This is a genomic window from Ruegeria sp. YKSF070 (assembly GCF_059612725.1).
In genome coordinates this window covers 23,037-44,346 of the sequence record NZ_JBXWRD010000029.1, presented here as the reverse complement: position 1 = coordinate 44,346, position 21,310 = coordinate 23,037, and the positions used below count along the sequence as shown (strand labels likewise).

Annotated in this window: 23 protein-coding genes; 20 read left to right on the top strand and 3 right to left on the bottom strand. The window is 61.6% G+C overall.

Annotated elements, in window-relative coordinates:
• Together AC2FL1_RS14830 and AC2FL1_RS14825 are read left to right on the top strand one after the other, a co-directional pair.
• Positions 1-2,310, top strand: a complete 2,310-nt coding sequence (locus tag AC2FL1_RS14830; RefSeq protein ID WP_496877453.1) for a N,N-dimethylformamidase beta subunit family domain-containing protein — start codon at positions 1-3, stop codon at positions 2,308-2,310.
• A 28-nt stretch (positions 2,311-2,338) separates the two neighbouring features.
• Positions 2,339-3,319, top strand: a complete 981-nt coding sequence (locus AC2FL1_RS14825; protein ID WP_496829996.1) for a response regulator transcription factor — start codon at positions 2,339-2,341, stop codon at positions 3,317-3,319.
• Between the two features lie 23 nt (positions 3,320-3,342).
• Here AC2FL1_RS14825 and AC2FL1_RS14820 read toward each other — a convergent pair whose 3' ends face one another.
• The gene (locus tag AC2FL1_RS14820; RefSeq protein ID WP_496877452.1) at positions 3,343-4,005 is read right to left on the bottom strand and encodes a GntR family transcriptional regulator; all 663 of its coding nucleotides are present in this window, start codon (positions 4,003-4,005) and stop codon (positions 3,343-3,345) included.
• 150 nt (positions 4,006-4,155) lie between these two features.
• On the opposite strand from AC2FL1_RS14820, the gene AC2FL1_RS14815 reads away from it, so the two are divergent.
• From AC2FL1_RS14815 to AC2FL1_RS14800, 4 genes are all read left to right on the top strand, one after another.
• Positions 4,156-5,103 carry a class II glutamine amidotransferase domain-containing protein gene (locus AC2FL1_RS14815; protein ID WP_496877451.1) on the top strand — a complete coding sequence of 316 codons (948 nt, stop codon included), beginning with the start codon at positions 4,156-4,158 and terminating at the stop codon, positions 5,101-5,103.
• A complete protein-coding gene (locus AC2FL1_RS14810) occupies positions 5,100-5,792 on the top strand; it encodes a hypothetical protein (RefSeq protein WP_496877450.1) in 693 nt (230 codons plus the stop codon). The genes AC2FL1_RS14815 and AC2FL1_RS14810 overlap by 4 nt, the downstream gene beginning before the upstream one ends.
• On the top strand, positions 5,777-7,216 hold the full coding sequence (locus AC2FL1_RS14805; RefSeq protein ID WP_234143756.1) for an FMN-binding glutamate synthase family protein: 1,440 nt from the start codon (positions 5,777-5,779) through the stop codon (positions 7,214-7,216). Before AC2FL1_RS14810 ends, AC2FL1_RS14805 begins: the two co-directional genes overlap by 16 nt.
• A 78-nt stretch (positions 7,217-7,294) precedes the next feature.
• Positions 7,295-8,020: a type 1 glutamine amidotransferase gene (locus AC2FL1_RS14800; protein WP_496877449.1), complete on the top strand. Its 726-nt coding sequence runs from the start codon at positions 7,295-7,297 to the stop codon at positions 8,018-8,020.
• A 32-nt stretch (positions 8,021-8,052) separates the two neighbouring features.
• Here the strand turns inward: AC2FL1_RS14800 and AC2FL1_RS14795 are convergent, their stop codons facing one another.
• The gene (locus AC2FL1_RS14795) at positions 8,053-9,192 is read right to left on the bottom strand and encodes an FAD-dependent oxidoreductase (protein ID WP_496877448.1); all 1,140 of its coding nucleotides are present in this window, start codon (positions 9,190-9,192) and stop codon (positions 8,053-8,055) included.
• A 97-nt stretch (positions 9,193-9,289) separates the two neighbouring features.
• Here AC2FL1_RS14795 and AC2FL1_RS14790 point away from each other — a divergent pair, with 97 nt between their 5' ends.
• The 8 genes from AC2FL1_RS14790 to AC2FL1_RS14755 all read left to right on the top strand — a co-directional run bounded on the left by AC2FL1_RS14790 (position 9,290) and on the right by AC2FL1_RS14755 (position 16,068).
• Entirely contained in the window at positions 9,290-10,585 is a 1,296-nt protein-coding gene (locus AC2FL1_RS14790) for a glutamine synthetase family protein (protein WP_496830008.1), read from the top strand.
• Positions 10,585-10,848, top strand: coding sequence for a EutN/CcmL family microcompartment protein (locus tag AC2FL1_RS14785; RefSeq protein ID WP_234143760.1), 264 nt, complete (start codon positions 10,585-10,587; stop codon positions 10,846-10,848). The genes AC2FL1_RS14790 and AC2FL1_RS14785 overlap by 1 nt, the downstream gene beginning before the upstream one ends.
• Positions 10,849-10,888: 40 nt before the next feature.
• Positions 10,889-11,200 carry a BMC domain-containing protein gene (locus AC2FL1_RS14780; protein WP_234143761.1) on the top strand — a complete coding sequence of 104 codons (312 nt, stop codon included), beginning with the start codon at positions 10,889-10,891 and terminating at the stop codon, positions 11,198-11,200.
• Between the two features lie 75 nt (positions 11,201-11,275).
• Positions 11,276-12,475, top strand: a complete 1,200-nt coding sequence (locus tag AC2FL1_RS14775) for a hypothetical protein (protein ID WP_496877447.1) — start codon at positions 11,276-11,278, stop codon at positions 12,473-12,475.
• Entirely contained in the window at positions 12,468-13,847 is a 1,380-nt protein-coding gene (locus AC2FL1_RS14770) for an aldehyde dehydrogenase family protein (protein ID WP_496830012.1), read from the top strand. The genes AC2FL1_RS14775 and AC2FL1_RS14770 overlap by 8 nt, the downstream gene beginning before the upstream one ends.
• A 3-nt stretch (positions 13,848-13,850) precedes the next feature.
• Entirely contained in the window at positions 13,851-14,474 is a 624-nt protein-coding gene (locus AC2FL1_RS14765; RefSeq protein ID WP_496830014.1) for a BMC domain-containing protein, read from the top strand.
• On the top strand, positions 14,471-15,655 hold the full coding sequence (locus AC2FL1_RS14760; protein WP_496877446.1) for a malate dehydrogenase: 1,185 nt from the start codon (positions 14,471-14,473) through the stop codon (positions 15,653-15,655). The genes AC2FL1_RS14765 and AC2FL1_RS14760 overlap by 4 nt, the downstream gene beginning before the upstream one ends.
• Positions 15,652-16,068 (top strand): Rid family hydrolase, encoded by a 417-nt coding sequence (locus tag AC2FL1_RS14755; protein ID WP_234143766.1) that lies wholly within the window; start codon positions 15,652-15,654, stop codon positions 16,066-16,068. The genes AC2FL1_RS14760 and AC2FL1_RS14755 overlap by 4 nt, the downstream gene beginning before the upstream one ends.
• A 117-nt stretch (positions 16,069-16,185) precedes the next feature.
• On the opposite strand, the gene AC2FL1_RS14750 is transcribed toward AC2FL1_RS14755, so the two are convergent.
• Complete coding sequence (locus tag AC2FL1_RS14750) at positions 16,186-16,395, bottom strand: hypothetical protein (RefSeq protein WP_496877445.1); 210 nt, start codon at positions 16,393-16,395, stop codon at positions 16,186-16,188.
• 23 nt (positions 16,396-16,418) lie between these two features.
• On the opposite strand from AC2FL1_RS14750, the gene AC2FL1_RS14745 reads away from it, so the two are divergent.
• The 6 genes from AC2FL1_RS14745 (at position 16,419) to AC2FL1_RS14720 (ending at position 21,305) form a co-directional block, all read left to right on the top strand.
• Positions 16,419-16,562, top strand: coding sequence for a hypothetical protein (locus tag AC2FL1_RS14745; RefSeq protein ID WP_496830018.1), 144 nt, complete (start codon positions 16,419-16,421; stop codon positions 16,560-16,562).
• 131 nt (positions 16,563-16,693) lie between these two features.
• Positions 16,694-17,986, top strand: a complete 1,293-nt coding sequence (locus tag AC2FL1_RS14740; protein ID WP_496877444.1) for an ABC transporter substrate-binding protein — start codon at positions 16,694-16,696, stop codon at positions 17,984-17,986.
• A 74-nt stretch (positions 17,987-18,060) separates the two neighbouring features.
• Entirely contained in the window at positions 18,061-18,912 is an 852-nt protein-coding gene (locus tag AC2FL1_RS14735; protein ID WP_234143769.1) for a branched-chain amino acid ABC transporter permease, read from the top strand.
• Between the two features lies 1 nt (position 18,913).
• Complete coding sequence (locus AC2FL1_RS14730) at positions 18,914-19,864, top strand: branched-chain amino acid ABC transporter permease (RefSeq protein WP_496877443.1); 951 nt, start codon at positions 18,914-18,916, stop codon at positions 19,862-19,864.
• Positions 19,861-20,589, top strand: coding sequence for an ABC transporter ATP-binding protein (locus AC2FL1_RS14725; RefSeq protein WP_496830025.1), 729 nt, complete (start codon positions 19,861-19,863; stop codon positions 20,587-20,589). The genes AC2FL1_RS14730 and AC2FL1_RS14725 overlap by 4 nt, the downstream gene beginning before the upstream one ends.
• 11 nt (positions 20,590-20,600) lie before the next feature.
• The gene (locus AC2FL1_RS14720; RefSeq protein WP_496830027.1) at positions 20,601-21,305 is read left to right on the top strand and encodes an ABC transporter ATP-binding protein; all 705 of its coding nucleotides are present in this window, start codon (positions 20,601-20,603) and stop codon (positions 21,303-21,305) included.
• The last annotated feature ends 5 nt before the right edge of the window (positions 21,306-21,310 follow it).

The following is a 21,310-nucleotide window of genomic DNA, read 5'->3' as shown; positions in this document are numbered from 1 at the left end:
ATGACCAATACCCGCATTTTCGGCTATGCCGACCCGCTGAACCCCAAGGCCGGGGAAAACGTCGACTTCATGATTTCGGTCGAAGGCCGCCACGAGGTCGAGGCAAAGCTGGTGCGTCTGGTTCACGGAGACCAGAACCCGGATGGTCCAGGTTTCATCGAAGAGGAGGTCGAGGTCGATCTGCCCCGCTGGCTTGACGCGAAACGGCAATACACCCAGATCGGGGCCTTTGCGCAATGCGACGACCCCGATGGGCGTCTGGAAGGCCTCAAGAGCTTCACCCTTTTTGCCCATGTCTATCCAACGCTGGCCAAGACCGAGCGGCAGATGATCATGGGTCGTTGGGCGATCGAGGGGAATCGGGGCTATGGCCTGGGCATCGACCCCGAAGGGCATGTTTCGCTGTGGCTGGGCGACGGCAAGCAGGTCGACCAGATCACGACCGAGATTTCTCTGGTGCCCTACGCCTGGTATTTTATCGCGGCCAGCTTTGACTCCACGACGGGACAAGCTGCGCTGCACGTGATCAACTGCGTGAACGCTTGGAACTCGCGCATTTCGACCGTGGTGCCGTTCGAGGACGATACCTGGGTCGAGGAAGTGTTGCGGATCAAGCCGGTCGACACCGGCGCGGATGCGCCGTTCAAACTGGCTGCCGCGACGGCGTGGAACTCTCAGCGCGGCTCATATGCGTCCTTCCTGTTCAACGGCAAGTTGGACCGCTCCGGCGTTTACGGCCGGGTTCTGACGCGAGACGAGATCGCGGCGCTGGCCTCCGGCGGCAAGCCCGGTGAAGACAAGCTGATCGCCTATTGGGACCCGACGGAGGGGATCAGGCCCAAGGGCGTTGGGGATGTAATTGCCGACACCGGGCCGCATGGGCTGCATTTGCAGGGTGTGAACCGCCCGGTGCGCCTGATGACTGGGGTGAATTGGCGTGGGGCCGACAGCTTCCACATGGCGCCGGAAACTTATGGGGGCGTGCATTTTCACGACGACGCCCTGACCGACAGCAAATGGGAGAAAACACATTCCCTGACCCTGCCCGCCGATCTGCGCAGCGGGGTCTATGCCCTGCGCCTGCGCGCCGGCGAGGCCGAGGACCACATTCCCTTTATCGTGCGGCCCCGGACCCCGCGCGCCCGGATCGCATTCCTGCTGCCGACCTTCACCTATCTGGCCTATGCCAACGAACATCTCAGCTACGAGGCACCGATCGCCCAGGCGATTACCGGCCATACGCCGATCGTCACCGCCGAGGACCTGGAGTTCAAGAAACTCGAGGAATTCGGCCTGTCGACCTATGACCATCACACCGATGGTGCGGGCTGCTGCTATTCGTCCTGGCGACGGCCTATCATTTCGATGCGGCCGAAATACCGTCTTCCGGCCATGGGATTCCCCTGGGCGCTGCCGGCTGACCTGTCGCTGCTGTGGTGGCTTGAGCATGCGGGCTATGACTATGACGTATTGACCGATCATGACCTGCATGCCGAAGGTGTCGCGGCCCTGCGCCCTTATAAAGTGGTCCTGAACGGTACCCATCCCGAATACTACTCGGAACAGATGATGGACGGGACCGAAGATTACCTGCGCGAAGGGGGGCGGGTAATGTATCTTGGTGGCAACGGATATTACTGGGTCACAGGCACCCGCGAGGACGAGCCGCACTGCATCGAGGTGCGCAAGCTGGATGCCGGCAGCCGTGCTTGGCAGGCGGAACCGGGAGAAGGGCACCTGGCCTGTACCGGAGAGCGTTCGGGTCTGTGGCGGTCGCGCGGGCGAGCGCCACAAAAGATCGTGGGTCTGGGCTTTACCACCGAAGGGATGGATTCCAGCGAGTCGTTCGAGCGGATGCCGGATTCGTTCCACAAGCGGGTTTCTTGGATCATGGAAGGCATCGGCGACCAGGAATCGATCGGCGATTTCGGGCTGGCCCTCGGCGGCGCAGCTGGGGTCGAACTTGACCGGTACGACCTTGTGCTGGGCACGCCTCCGCACACGATGTTGCTGGCTTCGAGCTGGGGTCACTCCGACAATTATCCGCTGGTCAGCGAAGAGGTTACCTATGCCTTTCCGGGTCGCGGCGGCACCCAGGACGCACAGGTGCGTGGCGACATGATCTATTTCACCACGCCGAACAATGGCGCGGTCTTTGCCGCGGGTTCCATCGCATGGAGCCAGGCTTTGCCGTGCCACGGGGGTGAAAACAATGTTGGCACCATCATGCGCAACGTGCTGAACGCCTTCATAAAGGATGGCAAATTACCCGGTACACAGTATACTGGCGACGAAAAACTATGGCGATAGAGCCCGCTGTCCAAAGGGGGGCAGCCGCATGAAGAACAGCCTGCACGCGTTTTCCAGTTTCGTGTCCGAGATCCACGACCGGGTTCGGACGGACGATGCTGAAGGCCTTGCCCGTTGGGCCGTGGGTGAATTGTCAGAAACCCTGGGGTTTGATGCTGCTTGGTACGGCTGGGCCGACATCAATCCGGAAGGGGTGGTGGTGCACGCCAACGCCACCGTCAACCTGCCGGATGATTTCTACGACACCTGGCTGACGATTGCCGACGACGATCTTCTGGCGGAAAAGTTCCTGAAAGATCCGAGCGGGATCGCGACCTACAGCCGGTCCGGCCCGCATCAGACCGAGGGAATGGTGCATTTGGCCGACACCTACGGGCTGACGAAACTCGCCACCGCGATGCACATGCGTCCGGGGCGCATCGCCTCGTTCTATCTATCCAGTTACCGCACGGGTCGTCACGTGCGGGACTGGTCCGAGACCGAACAGCAGTTTCTGCAATGCGCCGTGGATCAACTGTCGGAAGCGATGAAACTTTCGACCGCTGAGCCCGGGCGTGGAGAAAGCGCAGGCTCCGTGACGATATTTGTCAACGAAAACGGCATTGGCATTCTTGGGCTTGGCAATTTGCGGGACCAATTGGGCACGCTCTGGCCGGAATGGAAAGATGATCTGCTGCCCGAACATCTGCGCCGTCTGGTCAAGACACCGGGCGAATACATCATGACCGAGCGGGATATGGTCGTGACTTGCGAGGAGGCCCCCGGACTCGGTGGAATGGGATTGCGAAAGCTTACCCTCAGACGACTCAGCCCGCTGGACCTCCTGACTCACCGCGAGCGCGAGGTCGCGCGGGTTCTGGCGGCAGGCAAAAGCCACAAGGAAGCTGCCCGCATCCTCGGCGTGGCGCCGGCGACGATCCGCAACCAGACACAGGCGATCTATGCCAAGCTGGGGGTCGCGAACCGGGCAAGCCTGTCGTCGCTGCTACACTCTTTGCGCGGCATTTGAGCCACCGAGCAAAGTCAGAACCACTATTCCCACTGGCCGGACGCGATCTGCAATTCCAGTCCGTCGTTGATATGGTCGATCATGGCCGCAGCGGCGATCGAGCCGTCCTTGGTCTCGATGGCATCGATCAGTGCCATGTGCCCGCCAAGTGATTTGGCCAGATCGCCGGACCGGATCGTCGAAAACACGGTAAAGGAAGATCCCCGGTTCCAGATGTTTTCCGAGAACTCCAGCAGGTAGCGGTTTTCCGATGCTTCCACGATGGCGCGGTGAATCTGGTAGTTGGCCATGAAATAGGCTTCAACCGAGTCGTTTCGGAGGTCTTCTGCCTTGGAAATCGTTTCACGCAGAGAATCGTAAACGGCCTTGTTTCCGTTGCTGGCAAGCAACCGAGCGGCGTAGGCTTCGATCGCGCAGCGTGAGCCATAGAGTTCGCGGATCTCGGCCAGATCAAGCTGACGAATACGGAAACCGCCGTGGCCGGCAACCTCGAGAATGCCTTCCTGCTCCATCCGGAACAGAGCCTCGCGGACCGGCGTGCGGCTGATTTCGAACTGTTCGGCAAGCTTTTCCTGAACGATCCGATCCTGAGCGGAGATATCGCCCGCCCGAATCGCGGCCATGATCTGCTCATAGACCTGATCCGCCAGTCGAAGTCGGGGTTGCGACAAAGATTTGAAAGCCATGCAATGTGCCCTTTTGTTCCGGGATACAGGATACAACTGTCCGGCGGAAGTGTGAACGCGACGAATTTCCCTTGCGCATTCTTGAGTACTGTATACAGTATACGGAGAAAGAAACCGTGCGCCATGGGCGAATACTGGAGGTAAACGAATATGTGCGGAATCGCTGGGCGAATACTGAACGCGCCGGGCAAGGTGGGGCGCGATCTCGTGGAGCTCATGCATGCGCAAGAGCATCGCGGGGCGGATTCCACCGGATTTGCGATCTACGGTGTCCCGAGGGACAGCGGCTATGTCGTGCGCGCGATGGGATTTGACCGCGCCACCCTGGGCAAGGACCTTGAGGATTTTCACGCGATCCTTCGGGAACACGGCGGCGACTTCGTCGATGACCCGACCTGGGATGACAGCCGCGACAAGCACTATTCGGTGCGCATGACCATCACGGATCCTGCGGATCTGGCCCACTGGACACAAGCCGCCGACGAGATCTGCGACCGGCTGGAGATGCAATCCGTGGGCCGGTCGCTGGAGATCATCAAGGACACCGGCGGCGCCTATGCCGTGGCCGACAAGCACGGTGTGCGCGACATGATCGGTACACATGGGCTGGGCCATGCCCGCCTGGCGACTGAAAGCGACGTTCGTCCAAATGCCAGCCACCCGTTCTGGGCACGTCCGTTTGCCGATGTGGCCATCGTGCACAATGGTCAGATCACCGACTATTACTCCTGGCGCGACAGGTTGCAGCGAAAGGGCTATCGCTTCCTGACCTACAACGACAGCGAGCTGATCGCCGTCTGGGTGTCGGACCGGATGAAACAGGGGCTGGACCTGGAGGCCGCGCTGACCCGTTCGATCAGGGAGATCGACGGCGTGTTCACCTACATGATCGGAATGCCGGGCCGGATCGGTTGGGCCAAGGACCGCTTCGCGATGAAGCCGCTGGTTGTGGTCAATCAGAATGGCGACATCGCCGCCGCGACCGAAGAACAGGCCGTGCGTCGCGTGTTCGACCAAGATGACGTCGATATTATCAATTACGACGGTCCCAGCCTGCACGGCATCTGGGGTGTCGGCAACCGGGAGGCGGCGGCATGAGCGACGTCATCATCGAAGTCGGCGACCGTCCGGTCCGGGAAGTCCACGAAGAGATTCAGGCCGCGGCCAAGGCGGGCAAGTCGATCGTCGTGCGCCACACGATGTCGCGCCACAATCTGGGTGTCGGCCTGCCCGCGGGTTGCAAGATCCGGTTCGAGGGGTCGGTGGGCTACTATTGCGGTGGCCTGAACAACGGCGCCACCATCGAGATCCAGCGCAATGCCGGCTGGGGCTGCGGAGAGGCCATGGACTCGGGCCTTATCACCGTTGGCGGATATGCCGGCATGTCGGTTGGTGCTGCGATGCTGGGCGGAACCATCCACGTCAAGGGAGACTGCGGCCCTCGCGCCGGTGTCGCCATGAAGGGCGGCAACATCATTGTCGAAGGCAAGATCGGTTATCAGTCGGGCTTTATGGCGCATGGTGGCAAGATCATCGCATTGGGCGGTGCAGGGCCGTCCTGTGCCGATGCCCTGTGGCAAGGGGAGGTCTGGGTTACAGGCGATATCGAGGATCTCGGGGTTGACGCTGTCGTGACCGAACCCACGGCCGAACAGGTGTCCGAGGTCGATGCGATCCTCGATCCCTTGGGTCTGAAAGACACTTCTCGCAACTGGCGCCGGATCGTTGCCGGACAGCGCCTTTGGTACTTCGAAAGCAGGGACGCAAAAGCATGGCTGATGATATAAAACAACCCTACGAGTTCCCGTTCGAGGAAGCATCGGAAGAACTGATCAAGTTCGGTGACGGAGCCATAGACGGGCGGCCCGCCGGTGTTCCGTCATCCTATGACGAAGGCGGTTCGACCCGCTGGACACCCGAAGCGATCTCGGAAATGCACGCGCTGGCGCAGCTGGGGCGATATCAGGTCCGGGGTTACAACACCTTCAACAAACGGTTGCCTACCTGGGACGACCTGACCTTTGTCCCGGCCACCATGACGCGGCTGCCGCTGGAAGGGTATCGCGAGAAATGCGAGACCAGGACAGTGCTGGGCGGTGGCCGGGGGCTGGTGGAGAACCCTATCGAGCTGGATATCCCGATCTACATCGCGTCGATGTCCTTTGGCGCTCTGTCGGCCAGCGCAAAGGAAGCACTGGGTCATGGCGCGTCCAAGGCGGGCACGATGACCTGCACCGGCGAGGGTGGCATGCTGGAGGAAGAGCGCGCGGCATCGAAGACGCTGGTCTACCAGATGTCTCCGGCGCGTTACGGGCTGGACCTGGATCACCTGCGCCGGGCAAACGGACTGGAACTGGTGGTTGGGCAGGGCGCAAAACCTGGCACTGGCGGCCTGCTTCTGGGGATGAAGGTTTCTCCGCGCGTGTCGAAGATGCGCACCCTGCCCGAAGGTGTCGACCAGCGGTCGACCATCCGCCACCCTGACTGGCTGGGTGCGGATGACCTTGCGGTCAAGATCGAGGAGCTGCGGATCGCCACCGACTACAAGGTGCCGATCTTCGTCAAGATGGGTGCGACCCGCCCGCGCTATGACGTGGCGGTGGCCGCCAAGGCAGGAGCGGACGTGGTCGTGGTCGACGGTGCCGAAGGTGGCACCGGCGCTTCACCCGAACTGCTGCTGAACCACACCGGCATTCCCGCGATGTCCGCCATTCCGGCCGCGCGCGAGGCGCTGGACGAATGCGGCATGTCCGGCAAGGTCTCGCTGGTGGCCGCCGGCGGTATCCGCACCGGAACCGACGTGGCCAAGGCGCTGGCGCTTGGGGCCGACGCGGTGATGATCGGCAATGGCGCAATGATGGGCCTGGGCTGCAACTCGCCCCGGTATCTCGAGGACTATCTGGCGCTTGGTACCTCACCCGGAGCCTGCCACCATTGCCACACCGGGCGTTGTCCGGTCGGCATCGCCACGCAGGACCCGAAACTGGAAGCGCGCATGAACGTGGCCGCCGGGGCCGAGCGGATCGCCCGTCTGCTGACCGCGATGACCATGGAAGTAACGGCGCTGGCGAAAGCCTGCGGCAAGTCGTCTGTGCACAATCTCGAAACCGAGGACCTGCGCGCGCTGAGCTTCGAGGCATCGGCCTTTACCGGCGTCAAGATGGCTGGCATCGACCGCCCATTCGATTGGGCGGGCGGACGCAAGGGCTGAGTTCGTTCTGGACTTGCCCTTGGTTGTGAAGGACCGTGCCATCTCCCCGGCGCGGTCCTTTTTCATAGGAGAATGGTAATGGCGCGTCACCGCATTCTGGTGTTCCAGCATCATCCCGCCGAGCATCTTGGACGTTTCCTGCCGATGTTCGATGCGCATGGTCTGGTTCCGGTCACCGTCCAACTGGATCAGGGCGAGGCTGTGCCCGACCTGAGCGGATTTGACGGGTTGTGGGTTCTGGGTGGTCCGCAACAGGTATGGCAAGAGCAGCAATACCCTTGGTTGGTGACAGAGAAAGCGGCAATCCGCACCGCAGTTCGGGATTTCGGATTGCCGTTCTTCGGGCTGTGTCTTGGCCATCAATTGCTTGCCGACGCGTTGGGCGGCGAGGTTGGGCCAAGCAAATCGCCCGAAGTCGGCATCCTGCCCGTCGACTTGACGGAAGACGGTGCCGCGCACGTGTTGTTCTCCGGCCTCGGTCCGGTCATGACCTGCGTGCAGGGGCACGGAGCCGAGGTTTCGCGACTTCCGCCAGGGGCGATTTCACTTGCGCGGTCACCCGCATGCGGGGTTCAGGCCATGCAAGCAGGTCGCCGGGCGTTCAGCCTGCAATTTCACATGGAGCTGACACCGGAGATGATCGACGCCTGCCTGAAGCTGCCCGAATACAAGGCGGATTTCGACGCGATGCTGGGCGAGGATGGGGTGCGCGACTTTATCGTGACGAACCGGCACCGCGCGCCGCAGTTCGAAGCGGATGCTGAACGTATCCTCGGGAACTGGGTCGGGATCGCCTTCGGCTGATCGCGCCGGGCGGTGCAACCAGCCGAGGTGCTTTATCTCCCCGAAGGGCTTTCGTTCGGAGAAAGCTTCTTGCGCGGTCCCAGCTTGAACCGGTCCGGAGTTCCGAAATCGCGGAGCCCGACACCGGCGGCAAACTCGCCGAACACAGGCCCATGCTTCAACAGGTGCCCCGAACATCCACCGGCCAGCAGCACGTTTTTATGCTCGGGGTGGAAGTCCAGGATGAAGTGGGTGTCGGGCGTGATGATGATCTGGTTGAACTTGCTGTCCACAACGCGCTGCCCCTTCAATCCGGGCAGGCGGTGGTCAATGTATTGCCGGGTGCGCGAAATCATCTTTTGCCGGATCAGCCGTTCGTCGTTGTCCAGGTCGATCTGGTCGGGGATCACGACCGCAGCCTTGACACCCGAGCCTTCGACGGATGGCAGGCCGAAGCTGCCTTTTCCGTGGTCGATCCAGCAAGGCATCCGGCTTTGGTCGAAGAGTTCCGAACCGTCCGGCGTTGAGTGATAGAGAACGTTCACCCCGGCCACGACCGAGATCGGCTTGACCGTGCGCGGGAACATGGCGGCCATCCAGGGACCGGTGGCCACAACGACCAGATCCGCCTCCAGCGGCTTGCCATCCAGACAGGGGCGTTCGGCCGCGTCCGTGGTGACATGCCCGCGCCGGATCGTGCCACCCAGCCGCTTGAGCAGGGCCACAGCCGTGATCAGGGCGCGATGCGCCATGATCATGCCGGCCTCGGGTTCATGAATCGCATATTTGATCCCCTTCGGATCGAACTGCGGAAAGAAGGTTCTGACATCATCGGGGCGATAGGTGTGATAGGGCACGCCAAGTGCGTCGAAGGTGGCGCAGGTGTTGTCTTCCCAGGCGCAATGCCCCTCGGTCGCAAGAATGAGTGCTCCGCATTCGTAATAGAGTTTCTGCCCGGTTTCCTGCTCGAGCTCGAGCCATCGCAACCGCGCTTCGCGCGCCCAGCGGGTATAGAAATGATCCTTGCCGTGAATGGCGCGAATCACACGGTTGTAGTCAGAGGACGTGGCGCGGGCGTGGCCGGGTTCCCATCGGTCGATCAACTCGACCTGAACGCCACGGCGGGCCAGGGAAACAGCGGTCATGAGGCCGGCAATTCCCCCGCCGGCAACGATTGCTTGGGGTTTTTTCATCTCGTCCAACTTTCTTCTTGCACGGTGCTGCATTCTGTATACAGTATACATAACGTGAGCGCAAAAGACTTTTGTCGCGAACCGGGAGGAAAAAATATTGAGCGAACAGGATTACAGCTTGCCGCCTGGCACTCATACGGTGGCATTTGGCATGGGCGATCTAAATGGCATCATGCGCGGAAAGCGCATTCCCGCCAGCCATTGGGAAACGACGTGCAAGAGCGGCAATGCGCTTTCGATTGCTCTTCTGGCGCTGGATATGACGTCGGATGTCTGGGACACGCCTTATGTCAATTTCGACAATGGCTATCCTGACATGCACATGTTCCCGCTGACCAAGCCGGTGGCGACACCGTGGGAACCCGGTGTGGCCTTCTGCATGGCACGGGCCGAAGGAATGGACCACAAGCCGGTTCCGATCGACCCGCGCGGCGCATTGGTGGCTCAGGTCGAAAGGGCCGCAAGAATGGGGTTCGAGGTCAAGACCGGAACAGAGCTCGAATTCTACCTTCTCGATCCCGAAACGCTGAGACCAAAGGATACGGGAATTCAGGTCTATAGTCTGGCCCGCGCGGCTCGGCTGGAGCACGTTCTCGGGCCGATCCGTCAGCAGATCAACGAGATGGGCATCGCCATCGAGCAGTCCAACCCCGAATACGGACCAGGACAGGTCGAGGTGAACATCCGCTATGACGAGGCGCTGAAATCGGCCGATCAGGTGATCATGTTCCGCTCGCTTGTACGGCAGCTAGCACAGTCCGAAGGCTATATGGCAACCTTCATGGCCAAGCCTTTCATCGATCAATCGGGCAGTGGGTTCCACACCCACTATTCTTTGTGGAAAGACGGCAGGAACGCGTTTTCAAACGATGGCAAGCTGAATGATACCGGTTTGTCGTTCCTGGCTGGTCTGCAAAAGCACATGGCCGAGATCGCGCTGGCCGGGTCGAGTACGCCCAACGCCTATCGCCGCCGTCAGCCCTATACCTTCTGCCCGACCAACAACAGCTGGGGCTATGATAACCGCACCGTCGGGTTGCGGGTGATCGAAGGCGATGCCAGCGCGGTCCGGATCGAAAAGCGGGATGCTTCGGCCGACTGTAACCCGTATTACCTGTTGGCCTGTGACATCGCGGCCGGCCTTGACGGGATCGAACAGGGCTTGCGTCCGACCGAGCCCTGCATGGGCAACGCCTATGAGTTCGAAGGCGCCGATCCACTGCCGTTGAACCTGCCCGACGCGATTGCCGCGGCCAAGGACAGTGAGTTGATGACCCGCGTGATGGGTGAAGACCGCAAACTGATCCTGATCCAGCAGGCGGAGCGCGAGGTCGAGTTCTTTGCCCAACAGGTCACGCAGGTCGAGATTGACCGTTACATGAGGAATTTCTGATGCGGATTGCTCGTGTCATCGGAACGGCTACGGCCACGGCCAAGGCGGCCGGACTGTCGGGTCACAAGTTGCTGATCGTCGACGTCCAGGATGCCAGGGGCAAGGTGATCGAACCTTCGCTGGTCGCCGTGGACACGGTCGGCGCCGGGCGCGGCGATCTGTGTCTGATGGTGCAGGGTTCCTCGGCACGAATACCCGCGGGCGCGGCCGGTCTTCCGGTCGATGCAACGCTGATTGCAGTGATCGACACCGTGTCGGTCTGAACCAAACAGAAAAGACAGCTACATCAAAGGAGAAATGAGCATGGCTCAGAAAACGGCTGCAGGGCAGACCGCCCTGGGAATGATTGAAACCCGTGGCCTGGTTGCGTCGATCGAAGCGGCGGACGCGATGGTCAAGGCGGCCAGTGTCACCATGGTGTGTCAGACCAAATCCGGCGGCGGCCTGATTTCGACGCTGATCCGGGGCGAAGTGGGAGCGGTCAAGGCCGCAACTGATGCCGGTGCCACTGCCGCCAACAAGGTCGGCGAAGTGGTTGCCGTTCATGTCATCGCGCGCCCGCATGAGGAACTTGAAAGCTTCCTTTCGGCGCTTGGCGGCGGCAGCGCCGACTGAACCCGAAACAAGAGCTGAAGTGGCAAGGCGGCGGACAGTCAGTTCGCCGACCCGCTTCCCATGCGCAGGTGACAGATGAGCGTTGCTGGATTTGAAGAATTCGCGAACACGGTGAGCAGCCGGACAAGTACCCGCGCCGCAACCCCAGGTCGCGCCCTGACGCGGGTGACCGTGCTGGGCGGCGGGGACGATGCGCGCATGTATGCTGCTCTGGCCCTTGCGGAAAACCGGGAGGTCACTCTCTTTTCGGCTTACGGGCAGGAACTGGACGACTTGCGGAGCGCCGGCAGCGTGACCCTGCGTGGCGAGGGCCCGATTGGTTCGTTCCATGTAAACCAGCCCTCGGGGCCATCCATCCGCACCACTGCGGCGCTGGATCAGGCCGTAGCCGGGGCCGAACTGATCCTGCTGACCGGTCCGCTCCACAAGCAGCGCACCTATGCAATGGTTCTTGCGGATCATCTGCGGGACGGGCAGGTCCTGGTTCTGCCCAACGCCCGCTCTCTGGGCGCTGTCGAGGTGGCCTGGCTGTTGCAGACAGGCGGTTGTGCCGCCGATGTGACCATCGTTGAATGCGGCGGTGCACCCTACTGGATCCAGCGGGATAGGTCGGCGCTGGTCCTGTCGGCTTGCGGTCCGGTTCCGGTGGCGACTCTCCCCCAGGGTCGCTCCGACGTGCTTTCCGGGTTGAAGCCCTTGTTTCCCAACGCCAGTGCGGAACTCTCGTGCGTGCATTCCGGCTTTGACGACGCCAGTGCGGCGGTCGAGCTTCCGGCACTGCTGATTGGTGGTCCGGCCGCCTCCGACGGTGCGCCGTTGGTGCAGCAAGGTGGCGTGCCGTTGGCCGAAAACGCGACTTTCCGCACTCTGATCGGCGCAGCGCATCAGGCCGTGATCGCGCGGCTTTGGGAAGAACGTGTCGCCGTAGCCGCAGATTTTGGCGTGCGCGGTCTCGAGGACGCGGTGGCAGCCACACAAAGGGTCGCGGGTAATCTGCGCGGCGCGGGCGCCCGGCAGATTCCCGACAGCGCCGAGGCGAAGGAGCTTTTGCGCGCCGGGGTGATCGGGTCTCTGATCCCGTTGGTGTCGGCAGCCGATCTGACCGGACGCAATGTGCCGATGACGCGGGCAATGATCGACTTGGCCATGACCGTGCTCGAGCGCGACCTGCGCGGAGCCGGGCGCAGTCTCAACTCAATCGGCGTAACGGCGACGGATGTCAGCGCAGCGCGCCTCCAGTTTGATGCAATTCTGAACGGGGGCCTCCATGGATAAGGATCTCAAATCCATCGCCAGCGCCCGCCGCACCGTCGAACGGGCGTGGGAAGCTTACAACAAGTTTCTGGGCACCGACCCCAAGCTGATCGACGAAATCGTCGATGCCATGGCACGCGCGATCGAACCCGAGGCCGAGCGGCTGGCGGTGCTGGCGGTCGAGGAAACCGGATACGGTAACGTGCCCGACAAGCGGGTGAAGAACCTTTTCAATGCCCTGTCGGTGGCCGATTACCTGCGCGAGATTACGACACTGGGCGTGTTGTGGCGCGACGATGCCGCCAAGATCGCGGCTATCGGGGTGCCGATGGGGGTGGTGGCTGCATTGATCCCGGTGACGAACCCGAATTCCACCATCATCTACAAGGTGCTGAGCGCAGTGAAAGCCGGCAACGCCATCGTCTGCGCGCCGCATCCGCGCGGCCTGAAATCGGGGATCGAGACGGTCAAGATACTTGCCGACGTCGCCGAGAGCATGGGTGCCCCCAAAGGGCTGATCCAGTGCCTGGAGGAAGTCACACTGGAAGGCACCGCCGAACTGATGCGGCACAAGCGTACCAGCGTTGTCATGGCCACCGGTGGGCCGGCGATGGTCAAGGCGGCCTATAGCTCGGGCAAGCCGACCTTGGCAGTGGGGGCGGGCAACGTGCCCTGCTATGTCCACAAATCCAAGGCGCATATGCTGGGCGAAGTGGCCGAGCAGATCATCACCTCTAAATGCTTCGACTATGGTACCGCCTGCGTCAGCGAACAGGCCGTGGTGGCGGACAAGGAGATCGCCCGGGAGCTGCGCCAGGAGATGAAGATGCGCGGTGCCTATTTCTGCACACCGCAAGAGGCCGACCGGCTGGCCAAGGTTATCTTTTCCGGCAAGCACGCGATGAACCCGAGCAACGTGGGACAAAGCCCCGAAAGCCTCGCCCGTCAGGCCAGTATTTCGCTGCCGCCCAACACGCGCTGCCTTGTCAGCGAGGAATCCGAGATCGGCTGGCACCGTCCGTTGACGGCTGAAAAGCTGAACCCGGTGCTGGCGTTCTTCGAGGCGCCGACCAGCGAGGAAGGCGTCAACATCGCCGAGCGCATCGCCAAGTTCGAGGGCTGGGGGCATTCGTCGATCATCCATTCCGACGATCCTTCGATCGTGGCCGAGTTCAGCCGCATTCCGACGGGCCGCATCCTGGTCAACACGCCAGGCATCCTGGGTGGCATGGGCTACTCCACCGATCTGGAACCCTCATTCATGCTGGGCACCGGCACATGGTCGGGCTCGATCACATCGGACAACGTGACGGCGTTGCACCTGATCAACATCAAGCGCGTGGCCTACGAGAACCGGCCCTGGCGCGACATCTATGAAGATTACGGAGCTTGATAAATGGCTATCACCATTCGCGCGCTTGTGCAGATCGACAACCTTCAACCGAAATTCGCGGCTTTCAACGGTGCCACCGTCCAGGGGTCGGTTCCGCTGGCCGGCGATACGGTGCTGATCGGTGAATTCGCGCCGGGCAACGGAGTGTTTACCCTGATCGACCGGGCGCTCAAAGCGTCGTCGGTGGAAACCACAACGCAACTGGTCGAGCGTGAGTTCGGGTTCTTCATCCTGCGGTCCAGTTCCAACGCCGAAGTGACGGCGGCCCGCGATGCGATCCTGGCCGAGCTTGGTCAGAGCATGTCGGACCGGATCAAACCAACCGTCGCCTCGACCCAGCTGATCACCAGTGTCGAACCCTATCAGGCGCAGCTTCTGAACAAGTGGCGCAAGGGCTCGCTGATCGTGCCGGGTCAGACCCTGGGCATCGTGGAATGTGAACCGGCCGCCTATATCACGCAGGCTGCCAACGAGGCCGAAAAAGCCGCCAATATCGACATCGTCGAGGTGCGCGCGGTGGGCAAATTCGGGCGTCTCTTCGTCTCGGGCGGAGAGGATGATGTAAAGAACGCGCTGGAGGCAGCTTCGGCTGCGATCGAGGCCATTGACGGGACCGCCCGGAAATGAGCAGGCGGCGCGTCATAGGGGCCGAAACGGTCGCCGAGGCGCGCAAGCGCCAACGTAATATGATCGAGGTCCTGCCGGGGGACATCGTGACCTCCGAGGCCAGGGATCAGGCTGATCGCCTTGGCATTGCACTGGTGGTCGGGCCGTTGGAAAAACCGCTTGCGGTGCGCACCGACGGCAACACCGCCGCGCGCCGGGCGCTGTGGCGGCGCTCGCCAAAATGGGTGGCTCCGTCGAACCGGATCAGTCACCGGCCGCGCCGGTTCCGCAAGATCGCCTTTATTGGTGCAGGTGGCGTTGGCGCCAACGCGGCGCATCTGTGCGCCAATGCGGACATGGCCGAGGAACTGACCCTGATCGACATTTCACCGGGCGTCGCCGAGGCGACGGCACTGGACATGAACCACGCCAGCGGCGTAACCCGCTCGCGGGCACGGGCCAATGGCGGCACCTCGCTGTCCCTGGTCGAAGGCGCCGATGTGGTACTGGTCACGGCGGGGCGACCGCGCCAGCCGGGCATGACCCGCGCCGACCTGATCGACGTGAACCGCCGGGTGATCCATGCCGCGGGTGCGGCAATCGCTGCCCATGCGCCGAACGCTATCGTTATCGTCGTCACCAATCCGCTGGACGAAATGACCTTCGAGATGCTGCGCGCGACCGGGTTTCCCCGCAACCAGGTGCTGGGCATGGCGGGAACGCTGGACAGTTCGCGTTTTCGCAATGCGCTGGCCATGGCTGCGGGCGTGACCACTGCGGATGTCGAGGCGGTGACGCTAGGCAGTCATGGCGAGGAGATGGCGCCGATCGTGTCGGCCTCGCGCATAAAGGGGCGGCCTTTGGACGTGTTCCTAAGCGAGGAAAAGATCGCCGCCTGCGTCAAGGATGCGATAACAGGCGGCGGCCAGGTCGTGGCCCTCAAGAAAACCGGATCAGCGGTGATCGCACCAGCGCACAGCTCGGTCGAGGTGATGGACCACATTCGCGGCGCGCGCGCAGGAACGGTGCCGGTCTCGGTCATGTTGGAAGGTGAATACGGGATCGACGGCGTGGTGCTGGGGGTGCCTTGTCATCTGGGTCAGTCCGGGCTGGTGAGCGTGGATGAAATGAAACTCCTGCCGGACGAACTGGCCGCGCTCAAGGCTGCGGCCGAGGCGATCCGCAATAGGCTGGCGGAATGATGGCCAAGGCAACCTATTTCTCGGGCGGTAGGTTCGAACAGGTGGGCTCTTATGCTCGGGCAAAGCGTGTCGGTCCCTTTGTCTGGGTTGCGGGCACCACCGCCATCGAACCCAACGGCAAACTGCACGCGCCTGGGGATGCCTATGCGCAGTCGGTCTATATCTTTGGCCGCATTCGCGAGGCGCTGGAGGAGGTGGGCGCCGAGATGCGCCACGTTGTGCGTACAACAGGGTTCCTGACCGACATGGCCACGGGGGCAGCCGGGCTGGTTCGTGCCCATGGCGAGACTTTCAAAGGCATTAATCCGGTCATGGCGGCGGTCGAGGCCGGGCTGACCACGCCGGGCATGGTTGTGGAAATCATGGTCGACGCCGTGATCCATGACGAGAATGGTACGATTCCGTTGACCTGAGCCACCCCTGTTCGCCCCGCCCGGCGGAGCGGAACAAGACATCCGGGCATTTGGTTTGGCGGGCCCTGACCGGCCGCGAGTGTCAAGCCATCACCGCAAGGCCACCGATGAAAATATCTATTCTTCTGAGCGACGCCGATGTGTCTGAGTTTGCCAGCCGCTTCGCCGATGCTCTGGATGCAGCCCCGGCTGGAGGATATGCGTTTCTGGCGCGCGCATAGCGAGATCGTCACCCGTCTGCCCGAGGGCACGATAACGCTTGGCAATGATCTGCTGGCCGACATCAGCGCCTATTCCATCGGAGCGCATGTATTCACCATCCAGCATCACCCGAGATCACCCCAGACTACATGCAGGGCATGTTGGCGGTGCTTGCCGATACCGTCGAGCCCGGTCTGCTGGCCGAAGCGAGATCAAGTTGCGATGGCGGCGCCGAAGGTGTGCGGTTCGCCGAATCGATGGCGGGACTTTTCGAGTTGCCGTGTCAGGGTTGACCCCTTCGCACTCTCGATGGGCCCGTGTGCCGTCAGGCTGCGTCACGATTTTCTCCACGGCGGATGCAAGGATTGACTGAATTGGGATACCGTGTACTGTATACGGAATACACATCTCTGGGAGGATCAACATGAATTGGAACACGCAACTGTGGCTGAGTTCGGTTTCGCTCGCCTGCTTGATGAGCGCCGGGATCGCCGCTGCGGACGTTAAGGTGGGGTTCATCGGATCGCTTGCATCCGACGCGGGTCGCAGCACGCTGCGCGGGGCACAGATCGCTATCGACGAGTTGAATGCCAGGGGAGGCGTTCTTGGCGGTCAGCAGATTACCCTGATCGAGGCCGATACCGGCGAGGACGTGACCGAGGGCATCAAGGCCTATGAGTACCTTGCCGAAACCGAAGAGGTCGATTTCATCATATCCGGGTCGATCGACGATGTGAGCCTTGGCTGGCTGCCGCGTATGGTCGAGTATCAGATCCCGACCCTGGACACCTGGACCAGCTATATCGGCATCATCGACAAGCTGGTCGAGGACTATGACGACTACAAACCCTATTTCATGAATGTCGCCTCTGACGAGGCGTTGGCGACACTCTATATCGATTTCGGCAAAGACGTGCTGGCCGGTCAGATGGGCTGGAAATCGGTGGTGATCCTTCAGGAAGACACCGCGTTCGGCGGCGCCATCAACGGGCTGGTCAGTCAGCTGCTGGCACCCGAAGCGGGCATCGAGGTGGTGGACACCATCGTCTATGACGTGGCGACGGTCGACTTCTCGCCGATCTTCAACCGGGCCGTGGATAGCGGGGCGGATTTCATCTATATCATCTCGTCGGTCAACTCGCAGGTGGTCAGCTCGCAATACGTGAAGTTGCAGGTGCCCAAGGCAATGACCGGGGTCAACGTGGCGGCACTTGGCCAGGAATACTGGGAAGACACCGGCGGCGCCGGGGGTGGCATCTCGACCTTGTCGCCGGTGCCCTCGGTCGGCTTCGCGTTGGACCCCGTAAGCAAGGCATTTGCTGACAAATACGTGGAGCGGTTTGGCGACAGCCGTCCGAAATTCCCCCATTTCAACGGGTTCAACGCCTATCACGGCATTTACCAGGCATTTGCAGCTGCCGAAGAGGCGGGCGGGTTCAACAACACGACCTGGGTCGAGGCGATGGAGAAACAGGACATCGTGTTGGAACGGGATGGCCAGATGTGGCTGCGCTACGGCTTTTGGCAACCGGGCGAGGTGGAGCCGCGCACCGGGCGCACCTATCCGCACAACATCCGCTTTGACATTACGCCGCCCTATGACGATGGCGCGCCGTCGATGGTGGTGATCCAGTGGTACGAGGACGGCACGAACGCCGTTGTCTATCCACCGAAATACGCCACCGGCGAATTCAAGGTCCCAAGCTGGGTCAAGTGACCCCTCGCTGGTCCGGGGGCGTTTTCGTCACGCCCCCGGATCGATGACGATGACTTTTCCCAAAGGATGACCTCATGAGCCAGATCCTGATCCAGGGCCTGCTGCTGAGCGGCCTCTATGCGCTGATCTCCATCGGTTTCACCATGATCTTCAGCGTCGGGCGCGTTCTGAACCTCGCCTATGGCGCCTATCTGATGCTGGGCGGGTACAGTTATTTCTGGGTAGTGCAAAGCTTGGGCTTTCCAAAGATCGCCGGGATTCTGGTGGCTGTCGCGGTCGGCATTCTTGCCGGACTTCTGAAACACCGTCTGATCGTGAAGCCCTTGAAATCGGACCCGGTTGCCGTGGAAATTTCGACGCTGATCCTTGCAGTGGTGATCCAGGCGGGCATCGTCCTTGTGTTCAACGACAGTCCGAAAATCATGCACCCCATCGTCAACGGGGTCTGGCGGGTCGGCGGGGCGACGGTCACCTACAACATTCTGGCGGCGACCATCGCCAGCTGGGTGATCCTGATCGGGCTTTATCATTTTGTGCGAAGGACTCATGTCGGGCGCGCCATTTCGGCGGTCAGCATGGACGTGAAGGGCGCAGCGCTCTCCGGCATAAATCCGGACCGGATCAACATGATCACATGGGGGCTGTCGGGCGCTTTGGGCGCTGTGGCGGGCGTTTTCTTCGCCTCTTACACGCAGCTTTCGCCGTCGATGTGGGTGGCGCCCCTGATCATTGCCGTGGCCGTGGTGATCGTCGGCGGCATCGGGTCGATCATAGGCACGCTGATCGTCGCCCATATAATCGGCTTCATGGAGATCATCTCGACGACGCTGATCGCGGCCGAGCTACGCGGCGTGTTCACCATGTTGTTGATCATCACGGTGCTGGTTCTGATGCCCAAAGGGCTGTTCGGACGGGGAGAGCTCTGACATGACACCCGCAATCAAATGGCAACATATGCTTTACTGGGCGCTGTTCCTCGGTGGCATGGCCTTGCTGCCGCAACTGGTCGGCAAGGGGACGCTGCGCACCATCATCTTTGCCAATTACCTGGCGATTTTCGCCATGAGTTGGGATGTGCTGTCAGGGCGCACCGGCTATATCAGTTTCGGCCACCCCTTTCTGATCGGTATCGGGGCCTATACCAGCGCGATCCTGAGCTATCGTTTCGACGTGCCTTTGGGATACTCGATCCCGATTGCCGTTGTGGTGACGATGGGAGCGGGAATCCTTTTCTTCCTGCCGGCCTTACGCATCAAGGGCACCTATTTCGCGCTGGTCACACTGGCCTTCATGGAATTGATGTATCAGTTGGTGCAGGTGATCCGCCCCGATCTGACCGGCGGCACGCGCGGCATTTCGGGGGTCGAGACCCTGATCAGGGGCGCTGAGAACAACTATTATATTTCGCTCGGGTTGATGGGGGTGATCGCCATGTCCCTGTGGGCGATGATGAAAACCCGACTCGGCACGGCTTTGTCAGCCATCGGCATGAACGAGGAAGCGGTTGAAGGTTCAGGCCTGAACACCACCAAGCTGAAGCTGTTCGCCTTTACCGTCGGCGCCGGAGTCGCCGGAATTGGCGGCGCCTTCTACGTGCATTATCTGGGCTCCATCGCACCGCGAGCGCTCTTCGACATCAACTTTCTATTCACCATCATCGTGGCCGCCCTTCTGGGTGGGGCCTCGACGATCATCGGCCCCCTGGGCGGAGCATTTTTCCTGACCTTCCTGCTGGAATACCTCCGGCCCGTCCTGCCAGGGGCCGAGCGATACTTCATCTATGGGAGCATTGCGCTGGTGCTCTATATGTATCAGCCCAAAGGCCTCTACGAAGTGATCCGGCAGGGCCGCGCCGGATTGACCGGGGGCCGCACATGAGCACGATCCTTGAACTCGAACATGTGGTGAAGCGTTTTGGCGGGCTGGTGGCCACAAATGACATGTCATTCGCGGTGGACAAGGGCGAAAGCGTGGGGCTGATCGGTCCAAACGGAGCAGGCAAGACCACGATCTTTTCCCTGATCATGGGCGAGCACAAGGTCAATTCCGGTTCGATCCGCTTGCATGGCGAGGAGTTGACGCGCCTGCCGACCCACAAACGTATCCGCCGGGGCGTCGCGCGGACCTACCAGGTGCCACGCCCCTTTGCGGACATGGACGTGCTGGCCAATATCGAGGTCGGACTGATGCCGGATTCGATCCTGGGCATGCTGCTGTCGCCCTTTGACCACAAGGAGGGAGTCGCCTTGGCCCGGTCGGTCGGGCTGAGCGAAGCGGACCTGCACCGCGACCCGGCAGAGCTGAGCATGGGAGACCTGCGCAAGCTCGAACTGGCGCGAACCCTGGCGACCCGGCCCGAGGTCATGCTGTTGGACGAGGTGTTCGCCGGACTGACAGCGGGCGAGATCTCGCAAATCTCTGGCCTGCTCAACGAGAAGCGGCAAGAGGGGCTGACCTATGTCATCGTCAGCCACGATCTGCGTTCGCTCGAACCTCTGATCGACCGCGCCATCGCGATGACGCAGGGCACATTCGTCTGCCAGGGCAGTTATCAGGAGGTCATGAGCAACGAGGCCGTGCGCATGGCCTATCTGGGGCATTGAGGGGGCACGCAATGGCATTGCTGGAAATCGAAAATCTCTCGGCTTTCTACGGACGGGCGCAATCGCTGCATGACGTCTCGTTCTCGGTCGACAAGGGGGATATCGTCGCGGTGATCGGAACCAATGGTGCGGGCAAGTCCACACTGATGGATTCGATCATGGGCATGGTCTCGAATACCGGTGCGATCCGGCTGGACGGGCAGAACCTGGTTGGGCGCCGCTCGTCCGAAATCGTCGAGATGGGCGTGGGCTACGCGCCTGAACGGGCGCATCTGTTCCCCTTCATGACGGTCGAGGACAACTTGCTGGTAGGTGGCTACACCGCCCGCGACGACATCGCCCGCAACCTGGCCCATGTGCACGAACTGTTCCCCGTTCTCAAGGCCCGCGCCAATCAGGAAACCGCGACCCAATCCGGCGGCGAACGCCAGATGGTGTCCGTGGGCCGGGCCTTGATGACCTCTCCGCGGCTTCTGCTGGTAGACGAACCCACGATTGGCCTGTCTCCCAAGGTCTGCTCGGAGATTGCCCAGACACTGCGTCGTCTGAATGAAGAGGACGGGCTGACCATTCTGATCACCGAACAGAACATCAACTTCGCGATGTCGCTCGCGCGCAGGGTCCATGTCCTCGAAACCGGCCATCTGCGCATCAGTGGCACGCCCGAGGAGTTGATGGAGGACGATGATCTGAACAGGGCGTATTTCGGGACATGAGGACA

Bases quoted from the DNA above. Each gene is read 5' to 3' on its own strand.
- AC2FL1_RS14830 (WP_496877453.1), top strand. From the start codon at position 1: ATGACCAATACCCGCATTTTCGGCTATGCCGACCCGCTGAACCCCAAG.
- AC2FL1_RS14825 (WP_496829996.1), top strand. From the start codon at position 2,339: ATGAAGAACAGCCTGCACGCGTTTTCCAGTTTCGTGTCCGAGATCCAC.
- AC2FL1_RS14820 (WP_496877452.1), bottom strand. From the start codon at position 4,005: ATGGCTTTCAAATCTTTGTCGCAACCCCGACTTCGACTGGCGGATCAG.
- AC2FL1_RS14815 (WP_496877451.1), top strand. From the start codon at position 4,156: ATGTGCGGAATCGCTGGGCGAATACTGAACGCGCCGGGCAAGGTGGGG.
- AC2FL1_RS14810 (WP_496877450.1), top strand. From the start codon at position 5,100: ATGAGCGACGTCATCATCGAAGTCGGCGACCGTCCGGTCCGGGAAGTC.
- AC2FL1_RS14805 (WP_234143756.1), top strand. From the start codon at position 5,777: ATGGCTGATGATATAAAACAACCCTACGAGTTCCCGTTCGAGGAAGCA.
- AC2FL1_RS14800 (WP_496877449.1), top strand. From the start codon at position 7,295: ATGGCGCGTCACCGCATTCTGGTGTTCCAGCATCATCCCGCCGAGCAT.
- AC2FL1_RS14795 (WP_496877448.1), bottom strand. From the start codon at position 9,192: ATGAAAAAACCCCAAGCAATCGTTGCCGGCGGGGGAATTGCCGGCCTC.
- AC2FL1_RS14785 (WP_234143760.1), top strand. From the start codon at position 10,585: ATGCGGATTGCTCGTGTCATCGGAACGGCTACGGCCACGGCCAAGGCG.
- AC2FL1_RS14780 (WP_234143761.1), top strand. From the start codon at position 10,889: ATGGCTCAGAAAACGGCTGCAGGGCAGACCGCCCTGGGAATGATTGAA.
- AC2FL1_RS14775 (WP_496877447.1), top strand. From the start codon at position 11,276: ATGAGCGTTGCTGGATTTGAAGAATTCGCGAACACGGTGAGCAGCCGG.
- AC2FL1_RS14770 (WP_496830012.1), top strand. From the start codon at position 12,468: ATGGATAAGGATCTCAAATCCATCGCCAGCGCCCGCCGCACCGTCGAA.
- AC2FL1_RS14765 (WP_496830014.1), top strand. From the start codon at position 13,851: ATGGCTATCACCATTCGCGCGCTTGTGCAGATCGACAACCTTCAACCG.
- AC2FL1_RS14760 (WP_496877446.1), top strand. From the start codon at position 14,471: ATGAGCAGGCGGCGCGTCATAGGGGCCGAAACGGTCGCCGAGGCGCGC.
- AC2FL1_RS14755 (WP_234143766.1), top strand. From the start codon at position 15,652: ATGATGGCCAAGGCAACCTATTTCTCGGGCGGTAGGTTCGAACAGGTG.
- AC2FL1_RS14750 (WP_496877445.1), bottom strand. From the start codon at position 16,395: ATGCTGGATGGTGAATACATGCGCTCCGATGGAATAGGCGCTGATGTC.
- AC2FL1_RS14745 (WP_496830018.1), top strand. From the start codon at position 16,419: ATGCAGGGCATGTTGGCGGTGCTTGCCGATACCGTCGAGCCCGGTCTG.
- AC2FL1_RS14740 (WP_496877444.1), top strand. From the start codon at position 16,694: ATGAATTGGAACACGCAACTGTGGCTGAGTTCGGTTTCGCTCGCCTGC.
- AC2FL1_RS14735 (WP_234143769.1), top strand. From the start codon at position 18,061: ATGAGCCAGATCCTGATCCAGGGCCTGCTGCTGAGCGGCCTCTATGCG.
- AC2FL1_RS14730 (WP_496877443.1), top strand. From the start codon at position 18,914: ATGACACCCGCAATCAAATGGCAACATATGCTTTACTGGGCGCTGTTC.
- AC2FL1_RS14725 (WP_496830025.1), top strand. From the start codon at position 19,861: ATGAGCACGATCCTTGAACTCGAACATGTGGTGAAGCGTTTTGGCGGG.
- AC2FL1_RS14720 (WP_496830027.1), top strand. From the start codon at position 20,601: ATGGCATTGCTGGAAATCGAAAATCTCTCGGCTTTCTACGGACGGGCG.